18 protein-coding genes are annotated in these 18,755 nt (G+C 37.8%); 10 read left to right on the forward strand and 8 right to left on the reverse strand.

The genetic code is table 11. The features are described from left to right. Nucleotides 1-61: 61 nt before the first annotated feature. Nucleotides 62-826 carry an XRE family transcriptional regulator gene (locus tag ACYZ0U_RS10130; protein ID WP_461451971.1) on the reverse strand — a complete coding sequence of 255 codons (765 nt, stop codon included), beginning with the start codon at nucleotides 824-826 and terminating at the stop codon, nucleotides 62-64. An 83-nt stretch (nucleotides 827-909) separates the two neighbouring features. Between ACYZ0U_RS10130 and ACYZ0U_RS10135 the strand changes: the two genes are divergently transcribed. Beyond that, a complete protein-coding gene (locus ACYZ0U_RS10135; protein WP_461451972.1) occupies nucleotides 910-1,269 on the forward strand; it encodes a GIY-YIG nuclease family protein in 360 nt (119 codons plus the stop codon). On the opposite strand, the gene msrB is transcribed toward ACYZ0U_RS10135, so the two are convergent. The 6 genes from msrB to ACYZ0U_RS10165 form a co-directional block, all read right to left on the reverse strand. Continuing rightward, nucleotides 1,256-1,750: a peptide-methionine (R)-S-oxide reductase MsrB gene (gene msrB, locus ACYZ0U_RS10140; protein ID WP_461451973.1), complete on the reverse strand. Its 495-nt coding sequence runs from the start codon at nucleotides 1,748-1,750 to the stop codon at nucleotides 1,256-1,258. The two genes, ACYZ0U_RS10135 and msrB, sit on opposite strands and share 14 nt — an antisense overlap. Before the next feature lie 180 nt (nucleotides 1,751-1,930). Then, a complete protein-coding gene (locus ACYZ0U_RS10145; RefSeq protein WP_461451974.1) occupies nucleotides 1,931-2,440 on the reverse strand; it encodes a fasciclin domain-containing protein in 510 nt (169 codons plus the stop codon). Between the two features lies 1 nt (nucleotide 2,441). After that, nucleotides 2,442-4,766, reverse strand: coding sequence for a penicillin-binding protein 1A (locus ACYZ0U_RS10150; RefSeq protein ID WP_461451975.1), 2,325 nt, complete (start codon nucleotides 4,764-4,766; stop codon nucleotides 2,442-2,444). 251 nt (nucleotides 4,767-5,017) lie between these two features. Beyond that, nucleotides 5,018-7,972 carry a GH92 family glycosyl hydrolase gene (locus tag ACYZ0U_RS10155; RefSeq protein ID WP_461451976.1) on the reverse strand — a complete coding sequence of 985 codons (2,955 nt, stop codon included), beginning with the start codon at nucleotides 7,970-7,972 and terminating at the stop codon, nucleotides 5,018-5,020. 85 nt (nucleotides 7,973-8,057) lie between these two features. After that, entirely contained in the window at nucleotides 8,058-8,834 is a 777-nt protein-coding gene (locus ACYZ0U_RS10160; protein ID WP_461451977.1) for an amidohydrolase, read from the reverse strand. A 121-nt stretch (nucleotides 8,835-8,955) separates the two neighbouring features. Further along, nucleotides 8,956-10,101 carry a methionine aminotransferase gene (locus tag ACYZ0U_RS10165; protein WP_461451978.1) on the reverse strand — a complete coding sequence of 382 codons (1,146 nt, stop codon included), beginning with the start codon at nucleotides 10,099-10,101 and terminating at the stop codon, nucleotides 8,956-8,958. A 143-nt stretch (nucleotides 10,102-10,244) separates the two neighbouring features. Here ACYZ0U_RS10165 and ACYZ0U_RS10170 point away from each other — a divergent pair, with 143 nt between their 5' ends. The 5 genes from ACYZ0U_RS10170 (at nucleotide 10,245) to ACYZ0U_RS10190 (ending at nucleotide 14,386) form a co-directional block, all read left to right on the forward strand. After that, nucleotides 10,245-11,216 (forward strand): ABC transporter substrate-binding protein, encoded by a 972-nt coding sequence (locus ACYZ0U_RS10170; protein WP_461451979.1) that lies wholly within the window; start codon nucleotides 10,245-10,247, stop codon nucleotides 11,214-11,216. Next, entirely contained in the window at nucleotides 11,216-12,085 is an 870-nt protein-coding gene (locus tag ACYZ0U_RS10175) for an ABC transporter permease (RefSeq protein WP_461451980.1), read from the forward strand. The genes ACYZ0U_RS10170 and ACYZ0U_RS10175 overlap by 1 nt, the downstream gene beginning before the upstream one ends. Next, complete coding sequence (locus ACYZ0U_RS10180; RefSeq protein ID WP_461451981.1) at nucleotides 12,082-12,831, forward strand: ABC transporter ATP-binding protein; 750 nt, start codon at nucleotides 12,082-12,084, stop codon at nucleotides 12,829-12,831. The genes ACYZ0U_RS10175 and ACYZ0U_RS10180 overlap by 4 nt, the downstream gene beginning before the upstream one ends. A gap of 87 nt (nucleotides 12,832-12,918) precedes the next feature. Further along, complete coding sequence (locus ACYZ0U_RS10185) at nucleotides 12,919-13,167, forward strand: hypothetical protein (RefSeq protein ID WP_461451982.1); 249 nt, start codon at nucleotides 12,919-12,921, stop codon at nucleotides 13,165-13,167. A gap of 202 nt (nucleotides 13,168-13,369) precedes the next feature. Continuing rightward, nucleotides 13,370-14,386, forward strand: coding sequence for a glycoside hydrolase family 88/105 protein (locus ACYZ0U_RS10190; protein WP_461451983.1), 1,017 nt, complete (start codon nucleotides 13,370-13,372; stop codon nucleotides 14,384-14,386). On the opposite strand, the gene ACYZ0U_RS10195 is transcribed toward ACYZ0U_RS10190, so the two are convergent. Further along, entirely contained in the window at nucleotides 14,383-15,468 is a 1,086-nt protein-coding gene (locus ACYZ0U_RS10195; protein WP_461451984.1) for a mechanosensitive ion channel family protein, read from the reverse strand. The genes ACYZ0U_RS10190 and ACYZ0U_RS10195 overlap by 4 nt on opposite strands. Nucleotides 15,469-15,650: 182 nt before the next feature. On the opposite strand from ACYZ0U_RS10195, the gene ACYZ0U_RS10200 reads away from it, so the two are divergent. The 4 genes from ACYZ0U_RS10200 (at nucleotide 15,651) to ACYZ0U_RS10215 (ending at nucleotide 18,707) form a co-directional block, all read left to right on the forward strand. Further along, complete coding sequence (locus ACYZ0U_RS10200) at nucleotides 15,651-16,529, forward strand: AraC family transcriptional regulator (protein ID WP_461451985.1); 879 nt, start codon at nucleotides 15,651-15,653, stop codon at nucleotides 16,527-16,529. Further along, on the forward strand, nucleotides 16,526-16,960 hold the full coding sequence (locus ACYZ0U_RS10205) for a DUF983 domain-containing protein (protein ID WP_461451986.1): 435 nt from the start codon (nucleotides 16,526-16,528) through the stop codon (nucleotides 16,958-16,960). The genes ACYZ0U_RS10200 and ACYZ0U_RS10205 overlap by 4 nt, the downstream gene beginning before the upstream one ends. 63 nt (nucleotides 16,961-17,023) lie before the next feature. Further along, on the forward strand, nucleotides 17,024-17,740 hold the full coding sequence (locus tag ACYZ0U_RS10210; RefSeq protein WP_461451987.1) for a DUF481 domain-containing protein: 717 nt from the start codon (nucleotides 17,024-17,026) through the stop codon (nucleotides 17,738-17,740). A gap of 70 nt (nucleotides 17,741-17,810) precedes the next feature. After that, complete coding sequence (locus ACYZ0U_RS10215; protein ID WP_461451988.1) at nucleotides 17,811-18,707, forward strand: cation diffusion facilitator family transporter; 897 nt, start codon at nucleotides 17,811-17,813, stop codon at nucleotides 18,705-18,707. Nucleotides 18,708-18,755 lie beyond the last annotated feature (48 nt).

Genomic DNA, 18,755 nt, shown 5'->3' on the forward strand with positions numbered 1-18,755 from the left:
AATTGGCGAATTAGTAATTGAGTGAATAGTTCGCTATTCAATCACTAATTCGGTCTATCATTCAATTTTTTTGTTGCAAGTTGGATATTGACCGCTGCATTTGTGCCATCATGCTGGTTAGGCTTTCCATAGTTGGTTCCGGGGTAGGTAATGGCATTTGTGTAGAGATGTATGCTTTAGATTTCCAAATTTCAAGCACATCCTCACCACTGATCTCGTAGGGTTCATAAACGGGGTTATCTGATATTAATTTCAATTTCTTATCAGCCCTGAATTTACTACCCATTCGTTTGTACACCACGCCTTCACTTTTGGATACGATAACATAGGTTTCGCCGCCCTTCACATCCCCCCAGTTTTCCATGTATTCACCTATTATAATGGTGCCGGATACCAAAGGCAGCATAGAGTCGCCTTTTATCTCAAAAGCCCGGTAAGTACCTTGTTTAAACATGGGCAAATAAAACTTGGGTAATTGGGCTACATATTCCGGATCGGCATAACCATTTAAATAACCGGCGCTGGCTTTTGCCGGTACCAATTCAATATTCTCGTTATCATCCTTGTCAACCGAAATACTTAAAATACGCAAATTGCCTTTAGGCGCAGGAGCCCATTTTTCGTTTATTTCCTCTTTTATAAAATCATCAATGCTAATTTCAAAAAATGATGCTATGGTTTTTAGCAATTCATATTTAGGTTCGGCTCTTTCTTCTTCATATGCACCCACTAATGAGCGTTTGATACCTACCTGATCTGCAAACTGTTGCTGTGTTAATCCCTTCTTTTTGCGAAGAAATTTAATATTTGATGAAATAATTGACATAAAATTTGGAATTGCTAAATTTATTAGTAATTTTATGCTCATAAAGTTAGTAATATTTTTTCAAACACCAAATTTTTTATCAAATGAAACGTTTTATCTATATCATTACAGACAGAAATAGGAACAATTTACACGTAGGCTTAAGCTCAGATCTTGTAAAAACATTAAAGTTTTACAGCGATATGCCTACTTTATTTTTTGATAGCGCGCAACAGCTTAACCGTTTAGTTTATTTTGAAGAGATCAATAACGAGGAGATGGCAATGGAAAGATTTAAGCAGGTAAGCACTTACACCCGTCCTCAAAAAGAAAAAATGATCAGACCTGTTAACCCGGATTGGGTAGATCTGACCATTGGGTTAAATTTTGAAAGCAAGCTGCGTACAAGGCCGCAAATTCGTCCTTCAATGAGCAGCTTCAGAAGAGCGGTTACTTCGTTTTAACGAACACAAGCGCGCCTGAATTCATACAGTAACGTTTGCCGCCGCGATCAGCAGGTCCGTCATCAAATACGTGGCCTAAATGCAAACCGGTGCTGCGTTCAATTACTTCATCACGTTCCATGCCGTAGCTGTTATCTTTTACAATTTCAATTTTGCTCATATCAGCAGGTTTAACAAAACTTGGCCATCCTGTACCGCTGTCAAACTTATCCTCCGAAGTAAATAATACTTCGCCGGTAGCAGCGCTTTTATAAACACCTTTCTGCTTGTTTTCATCATAAGCATTATGGAAAGGCGGTTCAGTACCACGGTTTACCATAATTTCATATTGATTAGGTGTAAGCTGAGCTTTCCATTGCGCAGGGGTTTTGCTATCTTTTCTGTGCTCCAAAATTTTTGTGTTATCCTGGGCGTTAATGTTTTGGCAGCTAAATAAGGCTATTAAACTTAACAGCATTATCGCAAAAATTGATCTTTTCATGTTAGAATTTTATATATTATTTATAACGTAAAGCACATTGAATATGTACTTGTTATTTATATATAAAGATACGCTTTAACCTATTAATTGGTTTGTCATAACAGCGTATAATGATACATAAACCTTTATCTTTTAGTCGCAATAATTCGGCTTACCTTACAATTTTTTAAGAATTTAAGATTATATTTTGGGAAGAAATACTGAATCAATAATGAAGACCTCAATATTACCCTGGCTGATATTGAATGTTTTGATGATGCTTTGGCCACCATTTTCATCTATCAAGATAATATTACGGTTTGGATTTATTTTAGCAACTAGTTTGGTACCTGCTAAAGTTGTGAATGCAGCTTGTCCGCCACCATTATGAATGGCTTTTGCAATATCAACAGAAGTTAATTTACCCTGAATGATGTGGCTATTTAATAAAGTCGTCAAAATAGCTTTATTAGTAGGCATAAGTAGACTATCAATCTTACTCGCCGGCAATTTATCAAATGCCTCATTATCAGGAGCGAATATAGTAATCAGCTGGCCATTAAAAATGTTTTTCTGGCCTAAGGCATTTACTGCTTTAGCAAATTTGGTTAATTCTTTTTTAGGAGATACCCATACAGAATCAGTTACCGATTGTGCATTAACCTTTAATCCAACCAATACGAGAAATATAAAAAATGCTAACTTCTTCATACTATTCCTGTGGTTTTTCTTTGGGATCATCAGGAGTATTAACAGGTGCTATTGGTACGCCGCCAGTAGTATCCCCGGGCATGGTTGTACTATCTGTAGAAGTAGTATCTTTTGCTATATGCGGTGATGGGCAATCGTATTCTTTGGTAATCTTAACCCAAGGTTTTGGAAATGGCCCCCAGGTGTATCCTGATTTTGGATCAGCATAAACTTTTTCCATAAATCTTGCGAAGATGGGTAGGGCAGTATGCGAACCTTCACCATTCTCTGATGTGGTGAAGTGAACACTTCTGTCATCATCACCAACCCAAACGCCTGTCACTAAATTCTTTGTGATCCCCATGTACCAGCCATCAACATAATGTGACGATGTACCGGTTTTACCACCAATTTGATTGTCTTTTTTCCATAATCCAGGATATTCCCACAATGCCTGTGAAGTACCGCCCGGTTCTTCCATTCCACCACGGAACATATAAAGCATTAACCATGCAGTTTCTTCGCTTAAAACTCGTTGACTATTAAGCGTGAAGGTTGCCAGCACATTACCATCCTGATCGGTAATTTTTGTTACCAACAAAGGATCTATTTTAACCCCTTTATTCAGGAAAGTGCTGTAAGCCCTAACCATCTCGTAAACTGACACATCATTAGAACCTAATGATACCGATGGAACTGATTTTAGCGGACTTTCAATACCCAGTTTATGCGCATACTGCACTATTTTATCCCAGCCAACTTGTTGGGTTACCTGAGCGGTTATAGAGTTAACAGATTTACCCATTGCCCAGCGTAACGACATTTCCTGGTAGGTGAATTTAAAATCAGCGTTGTTTGGCGACCAAACCTGCGGCTTGCCACCGTCCATATAATTTATAGTTACCGGTTTATCGGTAAATTTATCACAAGGGGTAAAGCCATTATCAAGCGCGGTTACATAAGCGAAGGGTTTAAATGTCGATCCAGCCTGGCGTTTTGCCTGGTTCACGTGGTCGTAGTTAAAGTATTTATAGTCTATACCGCCAACCCAATCTTTTATATATCCCGTTGTTGGCTCGATTGTCATCATACCGGTATTTAATATCCGGGCGTAATATTTTAAAGAGTCGACGCTGGAGAAAGTGGTGTCTTTTTCACCATTCCAGGTAAATACTTTCATTTGCTTTTTAGTGGTGAAATATTTATTTATCGCAACCGTATCACCTTTGTATTTCTTTTGCAGTAGTTTGTATATCGGTAAGGATTGCTCGCCTTTCAATACAAAATCTTTGATTTCGTTACCATCAAAATCACGCCATGGGTTTTTCTTGCCCCATAGGTTATCAAAGCGTTTTTGCAATACTTTCATTTTTTCAGCAACCGCTTCTTCTGCATATTGCTGCATTTTTGAGTCGATGGTAGTGTAGATCTTTAATCCATCCGAGTATAAATCATATCCATTATCTTTGCACCATTTCTTCAACCAACGCTCAACAGCCTCACGTAAGTAGGAGTCGCCTTGTCCCTGGTCATCAACATAACTTAAATTCAGGTTTAATGGCAAAGCTACATTAGCATCATAATCAGCCTTAGACAACTTACCGTATTTTTCCATCTGGCTCAAAACCGTGTTACGCCTTAAGACAGACTTATCAGGATTATTTATAGGGTTATAGGTTGATGTTGCCTTAAGCATACCAATGAGTGTAGCCGCCTCGGCAGGGTTAACCTTATCAGGTGTTTTATCAAAGTATTTTAATGTAGCTGTTTTAATTCCGTAGGAGTTATTGCCAAATGGTACTGTATTCAGGTAGAGTTCCAGTATTTCGTTTTTGCTGTAAACATGCTCAATCTCTAAAGCGGTCAGCCATTCTTTACATTTATAAACAATAGTGCTTAAAACCGGAACATGCTTAATTAAGCCCTGTGATTTTCGTTTACGGGTTTCAAACAGGTTTTTGGCTAATTGCTGGGTTATTGTACTGCCCCCACGCTTATCGCCTTTGGCAGTTGAAAGCATACTGGTAAAAAAGGAATAGAGATCTACGCCGTGATGGCTATAAAACCTGACATCTTCGGTACAGATCAAAGCATTGATCAGGTTAGGGGAAATATCCTTAAATGCAACCGGAGAGCGGTTTTCTTTATAGTATTGACCAATAAGTTTCCCATCAGCTGTATATAACTGCGACCCGACCGACATGGTTGGGTTTTTTATATCATTCATATCCGGAGAATAGCCAAATAGCCAAAGGAAGTTAACCTCAATAGCGCAGAAAAAAATGATTATAAAATATATAAGGATCAGAAAATACCTGAGAAATCGGTTTCGTATACGATTGAACATGTAATAATAGATGTAATTTACGGTAAAATGTTACCGATTTGATAAATATTAAGAACGCAATATTAGCAGGTAAATTTTACAGTAGCAACTAAAAATAATGCGGAAGTGATGTAAAGCTGTATTTGCAACGTGAAAGTCACCTTAGTAAGGGTGCTTATGTTTGCTTAATAACCCGATTTAGTGGTTTTGTTTCAGAGAGAAGAATGAAAATGTTCAGAAACGTTTATAAACGTTTCTGAACAAAAAATAATTTAGTCTACAGTAATTTCGTCGGCGAAAATGTAGGATGGGCTGCCTTTAAAGGGATGCCATTCCGGAAGCGGGCCGTATTGTTTGGCTATAACTTTAACAAATCTTGCTTTTGTGTTTAAGTTGGCTGTGAAATCCTGCATTTGTACGGTCATATCTTTAATATCAACTTTGGTGTTCACGGTTGCGGCCAGCCGGTATTCTTTATTATCATCCGATACCCAATATTCAACTTTGGGAGGAAAAACTATCCATACGTTAGTATCCTGTAAAGTACCTAAAGTAATCTTGTTAATTGGCTTAACCGAACCGAAATCAAGTATAGCAACAAGGTCGGCACCCTGGTAGCCTTGCCAGTTACCTAAGTGCCAGTCGGTTTTACCATAAACTCCATTGATCAAGGATTCATCACCCTGGTCAGCATAATTGTCAAGGTACTTATTAACCAGTGTTAATTTGATATCATCCCTGATCTTGATAAAAGTGCCCTCATCAACAAAGCTTGATTTGCCATCTTTTACGGCTATAGCTTTAATCGTAGTATTTTTGCTAATTGGGATAGGAGAAATGTAGAGTGTAGAATTTACAGTTGGCACCGAACCGTCAAGTGTATAATAGATCTTAGCACCTTTATCGCCAGATTTAATTACCGCGTTAAATGGCTTTTTAAATGTTTTTGATGGTGTAATGATATACGGGTTAGCAACTATTTTATCATCAATAATTTTAGATGTGGGTTTTATTAATGCCTTTTCGTAAGCCTTATTAGGTGTTTTAGCTGTAGTTACCTTAAATGTACCACCATTATAAACCGTATTGTAATCTAAATAAGTTTTATTGTACGGCGAATTATTAAAAGTCATTTTTTGGATGTAGATATTTGAGGTGTTAACATCCATATTCGGGTTTAGTACAGTGAATTTTTTTCCGTTCTCCAAATTGATAACGGCTTTACTAAAAAACGGCATCCCAACCTGGAATTGCTGCTGACCCGGCATTGTATTATAAATACCTAATGAGCTGATCACATACCAGGCCGACATTTGTCCGCAATCTTCGTTACCTGATAAACCGTCCGGATTAGGGCTGTATTGCTCATTTAATATTTTATTTACATAATACTGGGTTTTGTACGGCGCGTCGGTATAATTATACAAATAAGCCATATGGTGGCTTGGCTCATCACCATGTGCGTACTGGCCAATTAAACCGGTAACGTCGGGCTGATCTTTACCACTAAGTTTTGAATTGGTAGTAAAAAGTTCATCAAGTTTATGTTCAAAATTGTTTTTTCCACCCATGCGGTCAATTAAACCTTCAGCATCCTGTGGCACTAAAAATGAATATTGCCATGAATTTCCTTCAGTGTAATTATTATTAACCTCAGTAGGATCGAAAGGAGTATACCAGCTGCCGTTTGTGCGGGCTTGCATAAAGCCGTTCTCACTATTGTAAACATTTTTCCAATATTGCGCACGGTGGATAAATTCAGCATAATCCTGTGGTTTATTCATCATTTTTGCCATTTGGGCAATACACCAGTCATCAATCGCATACTCTAATGTTTTTGAAACAGATTCAGCTTCGACATCAGATTGTACAGCGCCGGTTTTTCTGTAACTATCTAAACCAAACTGGTTGCGGTTTACAGCAGATTTCATTGCCCTTAAAGCTTCTTCAGCATCAAAGCCATGGATTCCTTTAGCGTAAGCATCAACAATGACAGGGATGGAGTGATTACCCACCATACAAAAGGTTTCGTTTGATGCCAAAGGCCAGATAGGCAATAAACCACCTTGCTCGTACATCGCTAAAAAAGATCTTACAAAGTCTTGTGTATGTTTACGATCGATCAGGTTAAATAATGGGTCTTCAGCACGATAGGTATCCCATAAAGAGAATACGGTATAATAGTTAAATCCTTTAGCCGTGTGGATCTTTTGATCCATTCCGCGATATTGTCCGTCAACATCACTATACGTGTTTGGCGCAATCATGGTGTGATACAATGCAGTATAAAATGTTACTTGTTTTTGATGAATCTGATCTGGTGATGGGCTGCCACCAGATACATCAATTTTAGACAGCGCTTTATTCCAGGCTGCTTTAGCATCTTTTTGTACTCTGTTAAAATCGAAACCAGGTACTTCAGCGTTTAAATTTCTTAAAGCTCCATCCGTGCTTACAGATGAGATACCAACTTTGCTGATCACTTCGCCGGGATTATCAAAACGGATAAACATTTTAATATTTTTACCTTCAACTTTAGTTTTGCCATCAACTAATTGGTCACCCGATGCTATGCCATAAGTTTTAAATGGCTTATTAAATTTAGCATAGAAATAAACTGTCTGGTCATCGGCCCAGCTTTTTGAACGGCGGTAACCACGGATCTCATGGTTACTCACAACTTCGATCCATGAATCTAAAACTTCGTCGCGGTCTTTTAAATCAATTATAATGTTTCCTTCTTTGATAGATGCAGGGTAAGTATAACGATGAACGCCAACGCGTGTAGTAGCAGTTAATTCAACTCCGATATTGTATTTGTCCAGTAAAGTTTTGTAGTAACCCGGGGTAGCACTTTCATTAGCTTTTTTAAAGCCAGATTCATAATCTTCTCTTTTAAATTGTGGCTCGCCAACAGTTGGCATAAAGAGCACGTCACAATAGTCAGGAATTCCGGTACCGCTTAAATGGGTGTGGGAAAATCCGTACACTACTGTATCAGTATAAAAATAACCCGAACAGCCATCCCAGCCATCATACCGGGTATCCGGGCTTAACTGCACCATGCCAAAAGGCACAACAGCACCCGGGAAAGTGTGGCCATGGCCGCCTGTACCTATAAATGGATTAACTAAATTTGTATAATCTTTCTTTGATTGTGCCGACACTGATAAAGCCAACGAGCAAATCAAAATGGCAGTTAAAAGACTGCGAAATGTAACTTTCATAGAATAAGAAATAATTAAATCGGTGGGCAAGATAACGATTTAGCAATATAAAAATAATTACTTTTTAAATTAATTTAAAAAGTAATTATACTACTTTAAAATGGTCAGCATCTTTTAAAAATGGTAATGCTCTGCGGGTTTTTTCAGGTTCGTCACCACTTATACTAAAAGTATATAAATCTTCTTCGTCGCGTTTGTAATAGATAACCTCACCCATTGGGCTGATGCATGTTGAATCACCTGAATGATAAACTTCATGGCCATCATGCCCAACACGGTTAACGGCAACAACATAAGCCTGGTTTTCAACCGCTCTTGCCGGGATTAATGTTCGCCAATGTAAAGCACGACGTTCGGGCCAGTTAGCAACGATAATCATTAGGTCGTATTCCTCATCTACATTGCGCATCCATACCGGGAAACGAAGGTCATAACAAATCATCGGACAGATTTTCCAACCGTTTAGTTCTACGATGAGCTTTTTATCTCCGGCGGTGTAAGTTTCATGCTCTTTCCCTAAAGCAAATAGGTGGCGTTTATCGTAATGCTCATGGCTGCCATCTGGCCGCATCCAGATCAGGCGATTATAAAATTTATTATCTTCTTTAATAATAATACTGCCTGTAACAACACAATGGTATTGTTTAGCAATTTTTTCCATCCATTGCATGGTTTTACCGCCCATTGGTTCTGCAAGTGCCGCTGCATTCATGGTAAAGCCGGTAGTAAACATTTCGGGCAGAATAATCAGGTCTGTTTTTTCGCGGATGCTACTTAAACGCAGTGCTATATTTAGCAGATTTTTATCTGTGTTTTCCCAAAAAAGGTATCCCTGGAAGATGGTAATTTTTAGATTATCCATTTAGTTTGTTTTCATGACCAAGCTGGCCAAAGGTTTCAGCAAATACAGGTATTAGTACAAATATAAGTTTAGCTTTTAAATATTTTTTATTCATACTGGTCATTGCCCGGCACGAACATAACTAAACCTTTATCAATCTATCAACGGCTTTATCCAGCGTTTCTTGCCTTTTGGCAAAACAAAACCTTAAAATATGGTTGTCTGTCCCCTTATTAAAAAATGCAGACGTTGGTATGGTAGCAACACCAAATTCCTTAGCCAAACGTATAGCAAAGTCGGTATCTTTTTCATCAGTAATATCATTGTAACATACAGATTGAAAGTACGATCCATGGCAAGAGAGCAACTTAAACCGTGTTTGCTCAATTCCGTCCCTGAAGTGATCTCGTTTCTGCTGAAAAAAAGCAGGCAGGCCTAAATAAACTTGTTCGTTTTTTAAATATTCAGCAATCGCATACTGCATAGGCGTGTTCACACTGAACACTACAAATTGATGGATTTTTCTGAATTCCTGCATTAAATGCGCAGGAGCAAGGCAATATCCAATTTTCCAGCCGGTGGCGTGGCAAAGCTTACCAAATGAGGCTACAATAAAGCTACGCTGTTGCAATTCAGGATAACGGGCCATGCTTTCATGCTTTTGCCCGTCAAATACCAAATGCTCGTAAACTTCATCACTTAAAATATAAATATCCTGATCTTTAACCAAAGCGCTTAGCTCATCAACATCACTTTTAGTCAATATAGTAGCCGTGGGATTATGTGGTGAATTCAGGATGATCATCTTTGTGCGGTTGCTGATCAGTTTCCTGACCATATCCCAGGCAATCCGATAATCAGGTGGTGCCAGTTCCAATGATTTTACAACGCCGCCCATTAATTTGATAGCAGGCGCGTAACAATCATAAGCAGGCTCGAATATTATAACCTCATCATTCGGGTGAATTATAGAACTAATAGCTGTAAAAATAGCTTGTGTTCCTCCAGCGGTAATTGTAATTTCTGTTTCCGGATTATAAATAGCACCATAAAGTTTCTCCGTTTTATAACCTATCTGCTCACGAAGAGATATCAGTCCGGCCATCGGTGCATATTGATTGTGCCCATTTTTCATAGCCTGGCTAACCAACTCAATTAAATGAGGGTCAATCTCATAATCCGGAAATCCCTGTGATAGGTTAATAGCGCCAACATCGGCAGCCAATGCCGACATAACCGTAAAAATAGTAGTTCCTGTTTGGGGTAATTTAGAAGTAAGCAATCTCATTATGTCGGCTAAAATAGAAAATAACTAATAAAATTAGCCGAAAGGTTTTGCACATGATGTTGAAAGGAAAATAAAACAATCATAATAATATCAGCTTTTTGGTTAATCTTTCTGTTTTCAACTGTATTAATTAACTTCGTGAAATGAAGCTTCAAAAATATCTTTTTGCAATTTTTATCATCTGCGGCTTCGCATCCTGCAAGCCAAAAACCAAAAACAATGTGCCTGTTGTAGGCTTTGTTGATGCATTTGAAGATGCCACTATATCTCAGGCCCGTACAGGCTTTGTTACGGCTTTAAAGGACAGCGGTTTTAGCGAGGATAAACAAAATATAAAAATTGAATATCGCAATGCACAAGGCGATATCCCAACCCTAACGCAGATCGTAAACTATTTCGTATCCGAGCCGGTTGATTTATTGGCAACGTGTACAACGCTTTCATCCGTAACGGCTGTTCAAAAAACCAAGACCATTCCAATATTTGAGATGGTATCACCAACTCCGGCGCGTATGAATGTGCTGGATGCCAGCGGTAAAGCACCCGCAAATCTATTTGGCGCAGTTGAGGACTTGCAGTATATTGATACGTCATTCTCAATCATTCCTCAAGTACTTAAGCCAAAAGGTAAAAAACTGGTTGTTGGTATGATCTATAATCAAAGCGAGCCGCAATCAGCCGATGCGATGCAGTATATTAAAGTTCTGGCTGATAAGTTTAATATTACGCTTATCGCCTTACCGTTGAATTCCTCTGCCGATGCGCAGTTGGTAACACAATCCTTGCTCGATAAAAATATAGATGCTTTTTTCGCTAATCCCGATAATACCGTATTTGCCTCATTCGAAACTATCAAAAAGAATTGCGACCAAAAGAACGTTCCGATATTTACCAGTGAAGCCGGTTTAGTTAAACGCGGTGCTGTGTTAGCTTTTGGTGCCGATATTTACCAATGGGGTTACCAGGCAGGGGAACAGGCAGCACACTACTTAAAAACTCACAGTATTGCAGGCTTAAAACCTGAAATGGTTAAAATCAGAAAACGGGTTTATAACCCTGAAATGGTTAAAAAATATAACATCACGCTGCCACCAAATTTTGAAGTAGTTAAATAATGGATTTTTATCTTACCGCGTTACTTCAGGGACTTTGCTTTTCGGGGATTGCTTTGGGCATTTATATATCCATGAAGATATTTAACATCCCCGATATTACTACCGATGGCAGTTACACCTTAGGCGGTGCGTTTACAGGTGTCTTGTTATTGCATAACCAGCCAACTTGTATTGTTTTGCCCGCGGTGGTATTGTCTGGTGCATTGGCAGGGGCTATTACGGGCATTATTCATACTAAGCTAAAGATAAACGCATTACTTGCCGGTATATTGGTGATGACTGCATTATACTCTGTTAATTTAAAATTGATGGGGCGCTCAAACCTGCCATTAAATTCATTGCCAACAATATTTAACCTGGCGAATTTGTTGAACAACCCTAATCAAAACACTTTAATTATACTACTCATTTTCGTTCTGATAATTATCTTGATAATCGGCTATTTACTTAAAACGGATTTTGGCATTGCTATGCGTGCCACAGGTAATAGTGAAACCATGATCAGAGCCTTGGGTGTTAATACCGACCGGATGAAAATTATAGGTTTAGCATTAGCTAATTCACTAACTGCTGTAAGCGGTTATCTGATAACACAATACCAGGGTTTTGCCGATATCAGTATGGGGATTGGAATTGTAATCGTTGGATTAGGTTCGGTAATAATTGCAGAAGCATTTATCAATTGGTTCAAAATTACATCTATTTGGATGAGCTTATTATTGGTGATCTCAGGAGCTATTATCTTTCAATTTGTATTGGCATTTACTTTAAGCATTGGTGTTGATGCTACGCTACTCAAATTAATCACCGCTGCTTTTGTATTGATTATTGTTAGTTTACCACGTTTATCCTTTAATAAATCAGCATGATAGCCCTTAACAATATTCATAAAGTATTTAATAAAGGGAAAGCCAACCAGGTTGACGCTATAAACGGCGTCAACCTTAAAATAAACGGTGGTGAGTTTTTAGTGATCGTTGGTTCAAACGGATCAGGTAAAACTACCCTGCTTAATTTAATTACGGGGAGTGTATTGCCAACCTCGGGTACTGTTAATATTGATGGTAACGATGTAACCAACTTACCTGATTATAAGCGCAGCCAATGGATAGCCCGAGTTTTTCAAAATCCGGTTAGTGGTACCGCATCCGATCTGAGCATTTTAGATAATTTTCGTTTAGCAGCTATTCGAACCAAACCTAAGGGATTATCCATAGGCGTGAATGATGCTTTCAGAAAGCAAGTAAAAGAAAAAATAGCGACCCTTGGCATGGGGTTAGAAAACAAGATCGAGCAACCTATGGGAACACTATCCGGCGGACAACGGCAGGCACTTACATTGCTGATGAGTATTATGGACAGTTGTAAGGTTTTGCTTTTAGATGAGCCTACAGCAGCACTTGATCCGCGCTCAGCTGATGTTGTGATGAAGACTGCCGACAAACTGATCAAGGATTTTGATTTGACTGCTGTTCTCATCACCCATAATTTAAAGGATGCTTACAACTATGGTTCTCGTATCATTCAAATGGGAGAGGGGGCAATATTAAAAGACTTTGATGCTAAAAATAAGTCGGAGCTTAAACAAACTGATCTATTCGGTTGGTTCGGATAGTTACATCTATTGTAACACTCCTGCTATCTATCCACCAATTTATTGTTCCTGATTTTTTGGCAAAGTAATTGTATTTCGAGTTATACTATGAAAAACAACAACTTTGAATCAATAACCGACGCTTACCAATTGGTAATGGGCGCGAAAATAAAAGGAAAAAATCAAGAAGAGATCTTTGAGCTTGGGGCATATGATCCTATCAAACGTGGTTACAACGTTTATCCTTTTGAAGAAGGTATAAAGTTTGATGACTTTAGCGTTTTGATGAGTGAAAAAGAGCTGAAAAATAATTACCTGATAGAAAGTAGTAAAATGAGTAGTTCATTGGCTGCTTAAAATCAGGTGCCATTTTATATAGGCTTTTAATAGTGAAAAATATTTTCTACTATTGACTATTGGTAGAAATATCTAACCACCATATAAACCTATGTTAACCAAAAGAATCTTTACGCTTTCCATAGCTTTTATTTTTTGTATCGCACGTGTAAATGCTCAAAATCGTGATTCTGCATTTAAAACAAAGTATATCTTAAATACTATGAAAAAGGTTGCTAACTGGCAACTGAACACATGGCACCAGAATGGCTGGTCGCACCCAAAAGGTGACTGGACGAATGCTGCCGGTTATACTGGTATATTAGAGTTAGGAAAACTAAGTAAAGACAAAAAATACACAGATTTTTTAATAGGAATAGGCAATGACCTTGACTGGAATACAGGCAAACGCCGGTTTATGGCTGACGATTACTGTATAGGGCAAACCTATGCCAACCTGTATTTGATCTATCATGACCCCAAAATGATCGCTAAATTTCAGGTATTGGCTGATAGTATTATAGCCCAGCCACATACCGAGCCATTAGATTGGAAAAATAACATACAAATGCGTGAATGGGCCTGGTGCGATGCCATGTATATGGGGCCGACAAGTTTAAGTTACCTGGCCACAGCTACAGGTGATCAAAAATACCTGGATGCTGCGGTTAAGCTTTGGTGGAAGACCTACCATTATTTGTATGACCCTGCAGAGCATTTGTATTACCGCGATGGCAGTTATCTGGATAAAAAAGAAAAGAACGGACAAAAAGTATTTTGGTCACGGGGAAATGGTTGGGTGCTGGGTGGTTTGGTTAGGGTGATAGATAATATGCCGGTTAATTATCCAGGCAGGCCAAAATTTATACAGCTTTATAAAGATATGGCTGCCCGTGTCGCTTCATTACAACAACCAGACGGCAGTTGGCACGCATCTTTGCTCGACCCGGCAAGTTACCCGATTAGAGAAGCCAGCGGAACCGGTTTTTATGGTTATGCTTTATTGTGGGGGTTAAACAACGGCATCCTTGACAAAAAAACATATTGGCCGGTGGTACAAAAGGCGTGGATAGCTTTGGTAGATTGTATGCACCCAGATGGAATGCTGGGTTATGTGCAACCAATAGGTGCAGCACCGGATAAGGTAAATGAAAATAGTACCGAAATTTATGGCGTTGGTTCATTTTTATTAACCGGAACTCAATTATATAAATATATAGAGCATAACCGTATTAATTAATGATCAGGTTTGATGTCATCTAATTCTTTGTTCTGATATCGTTTTTGTGGTAACGACTGTGGCATCTGCTCGTTGATGTATTTTATCAAGTTTTCACGCACATAGCAACGAAGGTCAAAAGCCTGTGATGAATTTCTCGCACTTACTAATGCGCGTAATTCAATAGTTTGTTCCCGGGCATCTGTAACCTGTAAAATGCCAACACGCTTGTCCCATAGTGGGGTAGTATTTAAAATGCGTGTAAGTTCTTCTCTCAATTTATCAACAGGTATGGAATAATCCATGTACAGAAAAACGGTTCCCAATAATTCCGAGGTTGTCCGCGTCCAGTTTTGGAATGGTTTTTCAATAAAATATGTGATAGGTAATATCAACCTTCGCTGATCCCATATATTTAAAACCACATACGTTAAAGTAATATCTTCAATTCGTCCCCACTCGCCTTCAACTACCAAAACATCATCAATACGTATGGGTTGTGTAAAAGCTATTTGAAACCCTGCCAAAAAATTGCTTAGTGATTTTTGGGCTGCAAATCCAATAATTATACTACTTATCCCAACACCTGTCAATAATCCCGCACCAATTCTTCTTACATTATTAAAACTGAGCAGGATAATGGATAAAGTGATCAATACAATAATAATGATGATCACTTTGCGGATGAACAATAATTGTGTCCTGATCTTACGTTCTTTCAGGTTATCATCCTTTTTTAGATCGTATTGATGATATACATAGTCCTCAAATATCCTGATCGAATTGATCAACAGGCTGGCAAAGGAAATAACCAATAGTATACCGATCATCCTATCAAGCGGTGCAAGGTATATTTTGTTTAACTCCAACAATGGCTGCATAAAATTAAGCACCAGTAAAGGCACAAAAATATTGAGTGGCTTACCTAAATGAGTAATTATGGATTTAAATAGCGAATAGTCGTTTTGATTCTTATAAAAGCGAAGTATAGCTGTAATAATAAGCTTGATGATATAACCGAGCCCAATTGCAAATATGATCACCCCTACGTTCCATGCCCATGGCTGAAATTGCTTCGACCAATACTGTAATTGAGTATCCATGTAGGTAAATTGTGTTTTTTACTGCAACGTTGTTATTGCTAATTTGTTTAATAACCACGGTATATTCCTGATTTAAAGATAAGTTGGTATATTGTATTTATGTGAGCAATCGGTAATTAATACCATAAATGGTATTTAAAACACCATTATAATGTGTACTATTCCTATAAATTTGTATCATTATGAAAAAGGGATTTCCTATCTATGATATTGGTCAACTAGCTGAATTTAAGCGGGAAGATATTCTTATAAGCCGCTTTGCACCTTATCTTAAGGTTCACAAAAACCTGCAACAAGCGCATAAACATACGTTTTATCATTTGGTGTTTTTTACCAAAGGTGGAGGAAGTCAAACTATAGATTTCCAACGTTTTGATGTCAATCCATTCCAGATTTATTTCATGATTCCTGGACAAGTACATCATTGGGCATTTGAACGTGACATTGACGGGTATGTGGTGAATTTTTCTGACACATTTTTTCAATCACTTTTATTAAATCCTAATTATATAGAGCAATTTCCATTTTTTAGTGGCAATGCTAACGATGCGGTGATTGATCTTCATCAAAATCTGCATGAAGATGTCATTACCATATTTGAAAAGTTGATCAAAGAAAGCAAAGACATCCAACGGTCTGCATTAGATATGGTAAGGGCATTATTGATTGAGTTATTTATTTTAATAAGCCGGATAGTACAATCCCCGCAAATAAAAAACACCAATCCTTATAATTTAACATTACTTCAAAATTTTAAAAACCTGATCGAGGCTAACTTTACAATTAAAAGATTACCGAAAGAATATGCCGAGATGCTATACATCACCCCCAATCATTTAAATGCCTTGTGTAATGATCTGGTCGGAATCTCAGCGGGCGAACTTATTCGCAATAGGGTGATACTTGAGGCCAAACGGTTTTTGATAAACCCGCATATGGGCATTATAGAAGTTGCAAATCATTTAAACTTTGCTGATAACTCCTATTTCACCAAGTTTTTCAAAAAGCAGGCAGGCCTAACACCGGAAGAATTTAGAAAACAATTTATTGAACGATCATGAACACATTAACTATGGAAAATCTAACTATACCAACCGAATTTCAGTCTGCATTGCATGCAAAATGTCCTAAATGCCGTACCGGTAATATGTTTACCGGGGCCATGTACAGCTTCGGAACCCAAAAGATGAATAAGGCTTGTCCGCATTGTGGGTTTACGTTTGAGATTGAGCCGGGGTATTTTTATGTGGCTATGTTTGTGAGCTATGCCATGAATGTTGCCGAAATGGTAGCAGTTGCAATTGCTTTACATGTATTAACCGGAAGTAATTCTCCATGGATGTATTTGGCGGTGTTATTTGGTGTGGCGATTATACTTTCACCTTTCCATTTCAGGTATTCAAGGGTTGTGTTGTTATATTGGTTAACCCCGGGTGTACATTTCGATCCGAAAAAATTTGGGGATAATATTAACAAGGTAGGGCAGGTTTAATTTGGTTCAATTTTTTCAAACAATAGTGTTTAAATTTTCTTTTTTAAGATTTAAACTTATTGAATGAAGCAATTTTTAATACTGATAATAATAACGCTTATAGCAGTTAGCGCACATGCGCAATTTACTGATACAACGCATTATCATTTAAATGTAGCTGCTAGCGGGTCTATTAATAATACGGATGATAGCCGCGCTTATTTGCTTAATAATGCCCTCAGTTTCGGCATAAAGAAAAAGGATTTTACCCTAACCTCAGCGAATACATGGGTTTACGGTAAGCAAAATAATCAACTTACCAATAATGATTATTCATCATCGCTGGTATTTAATCTCTATAAAACGTTTCCGCATTTTTATTACTGGGGACTGTTAAATTATAACACCAGCTATTCGCTCAAAATAAATAATCAGGTACTTGCAGGTGGTGGCATTGCTTATAGTTTTATCGATCAAAAAAATACTTACATTAATTTAAGTGATGGTATTTTGTATGATCAAAGTGATTTAGTAATTATTAATAATTACCACACTTTCCGCAACTCGTTAAGACTTCAATTTCACTTTGCATCAAATATATTTACATTGGATGGAAGCAATTTTCTTCAGAACTCTTTATCCCGAGGTAATGATTATATCATTCGAACTACCACAACACTTGGCGTGAAATTACGTAAGTGGATAAGCCTTACTACAGCTCTCAATTATAATAAAATGACTATAACCCAAAGTGATAATTTAATTTTCACTTATGGCTTAACTATTGACAAATACTTTTAGCAGCTAAAATCGGGATTTAAAAACTTAAGCTGTTAAAAAGTGTTCGGAATACAGACGTTAGCAGTAATTCATGAAATCCAAAATATTCCTTTACGTTTCCTTAGCTGTTGACCTGAGTATTGCCATATCAAAATTTATTGCTGCAGCTTTTACGGGCAGCTCTTCAATGTTATCCGAAGGTGTTCACTCTGTAATAGATGCCATAAGTCAGTTATTATTGATTTGGGGCGTTAAAACAAGTAGAAGATCTCCTGATGCAGGACGTCCTTTTGGATATGGAAAAGAGCTTTATTTCTGGTCATTTATCGTGTCACTGGTGATATTTATTTTGGGTGGATGTATTTCCTTTTATGAAGGCTGGATTCGTTTCAATAAACCTGAATTTGATGGTACACCAACCTGGAATTACATTATCCTGGCGATAGCGTTTGTTTTTAACCTAGTGTCAATGGTAACAGCTTTAAAAGCTTTTAATACCCAGCGCGGCGCTATCCCATTTTGGAAAGCAGTTGTCGGTACAAAGGATCCATCCACCATCATCGTTCTTTTGGGTGATTTTGGAGACTTGTTAGGTTTGTTTGTTGCTTTTCTTGGGGTTTTCCTTGGGCGATTATTTCATAACCCTTATTACGATGGAATAGCATCTATGATCATTGGCATGATATTAATAGTGATCTCCGCATTTTTAGTTCGTGAGAGTAAAAGCCTGTTAATGGGCGAACCAACCAGCAGAAAGGTACTCAGAAAAGTTATTGCTTTAGTGCAGGCTGATGAAGATGTGATAAAAGTAAAAAAGCATTTTTCAACCTACATGTCTCCCGAAGATATTTTGATCCAACTAAATACAGTGTTTAAACAAGACTTAACAACCAAACAAATAACAGATGCCATTGAACGCATTACTAAAAATATTAAAACATCTTTCCCGCGAATGAAACAGGTTTTTATTGAACCGGTGGCTAAATAAATTTTTGTCGAAAACAAAATAACACTTCAGTACTTAATAGTTTAACAA

This window comes from Mucilaginibacter sp. (genome assembly GCF_965225845.1).
Lineage (GTDB): Bacteria > Bacteroidota > Bacteroidia > Sphingobacteriales > Sphingobacteriaceae > Mucilaginibacter.

Bases quoted from the DNA above. Each gene is read 5' to 3' on its own strand.
- ACYZ0U_RS10150 (WP_461451975.1), bottom strand. From the start codon at position 4,766: ATGTTCAATCGTATACGAAACCGATTTCTCAGGTATTTTCTGATCCTT.
- ACYZ0U_RS10215 (WP_461451988.1), top strand. From the start codon at position 17,811: ATGAAATCCAAAATATTCCTTTACGTTTCCTTAGCTGTTGACCTGAGT.
- ACYZ0U_RS10190 (WP_461451983.1), top strand. From the start codon at position 13,370: ATGAAAAAGGTTGCTAACTGGCAACTGAACACATGGCACCAGAATGGC.
- ACYZ0U_RS10135 (WP_461451972.1), top strand. From the start codon at position 910: ATGAAACGTTTTATCTATATCATTACAGACAGAAATAGGAACAATTTA.
- msrB (WP_461451973.1), bottom strand. From the start codon at position 1,750: ATGAAAAGATCAATTTTTGCGATAATGCTGTTAAGTTTAATAGCCTTA.
- ACYZ0U_RS10205 (WP_461451986.1), top strand. From the start codon at position 16,526: ATGAACACATTAACTATGGAAAATCTAACTATACCAACCGAATTTCAG.
- ACYZ0U_RS10210 (WP_461451987.1), top strand. From the start codon at position 17,024: ATGAAGCAATTTTTAATACTGATAATAATAACGCTTATAGCAGTTAGC.
- ACYZ0U_RS10160 (WP_461451977.1), bottom strand. From the start codon at position 8,834: ATGGATAATCTAAAAATTACCATCTTCCAGGGATACCTTTTTTGGGAA.
- ACYZ0U_RS10170 (WP_461451979.1), top strand. From the start codon at position 10,245: ATGAAGCTTCAAAAATATCTTTTTGCAATTTTTATCATCTGCGGCTTC.
- ACYZ0U_RS10200 (WP_461451985.1), top strand. From the start codon at position 15,651: ATGAAAAAGGGATTTCCTATCTATGATATTGGTCAACTAGCTGAATTT.
- ACYZ0U_RS10155 (WP_461451976.1), bottom strand. From the start codon at position 7,972: ATGAAAGTTACATTTCGCAGTCTTTTAACTGCCATTTTGATTTGCTCG.
- ACYZ0U_RS10175 (WP_461451980.1), top strand. From the start codon at position 11,216: ATGGATTTTTATCTTACCGCGTTACTTCAGGGACTTTGCTTTTCGGGG.
- ACYZ0U_RS10130 (WP_461451971.1), bottom strand. From the start codon at position 826: ATGTCAATTATTTCATCAAATATTAAATTTCTTCGCAAAAAGAAGGGA.
- ACYZ0U_RS10145 (WP_461451974.1), bottom strand. From the start codon at position 2,440: ATGAAGAAGTTAGCATTTTTTATATTTCTCGTATTGGTTGGATTAAAG.
- ACYZ0U_RS10185 (WP_461451982.1), top strand. From the start codon at position 12,919: ATGAAAAACAACAACTTTGAATCAATAACCGACGCTTACCAATTGGTA.
- ACYZ0U_RS10195 (WP_461451984.1), bottom strand. From the start codon at position 15,468: ATGGATACTCAATTACAGTATTGGTCGAAGCAATTTCAGCCATGGGCA.
- ACYZ0U_RS10180 (WP_461451981.1), top strand. From the start codon at position 12,082: ATGATAGCCCTTAACAATATTCATAAAGTATTTAATAAAGGGAAAGCC.
- ACYZ0U_RS10165 (WP_461451978.1), bottom strand. From the start codon at position 10,101: ATGAGATTGCTTACTTCTAAATTACCCCAAACAGGAACTACTATTTTT.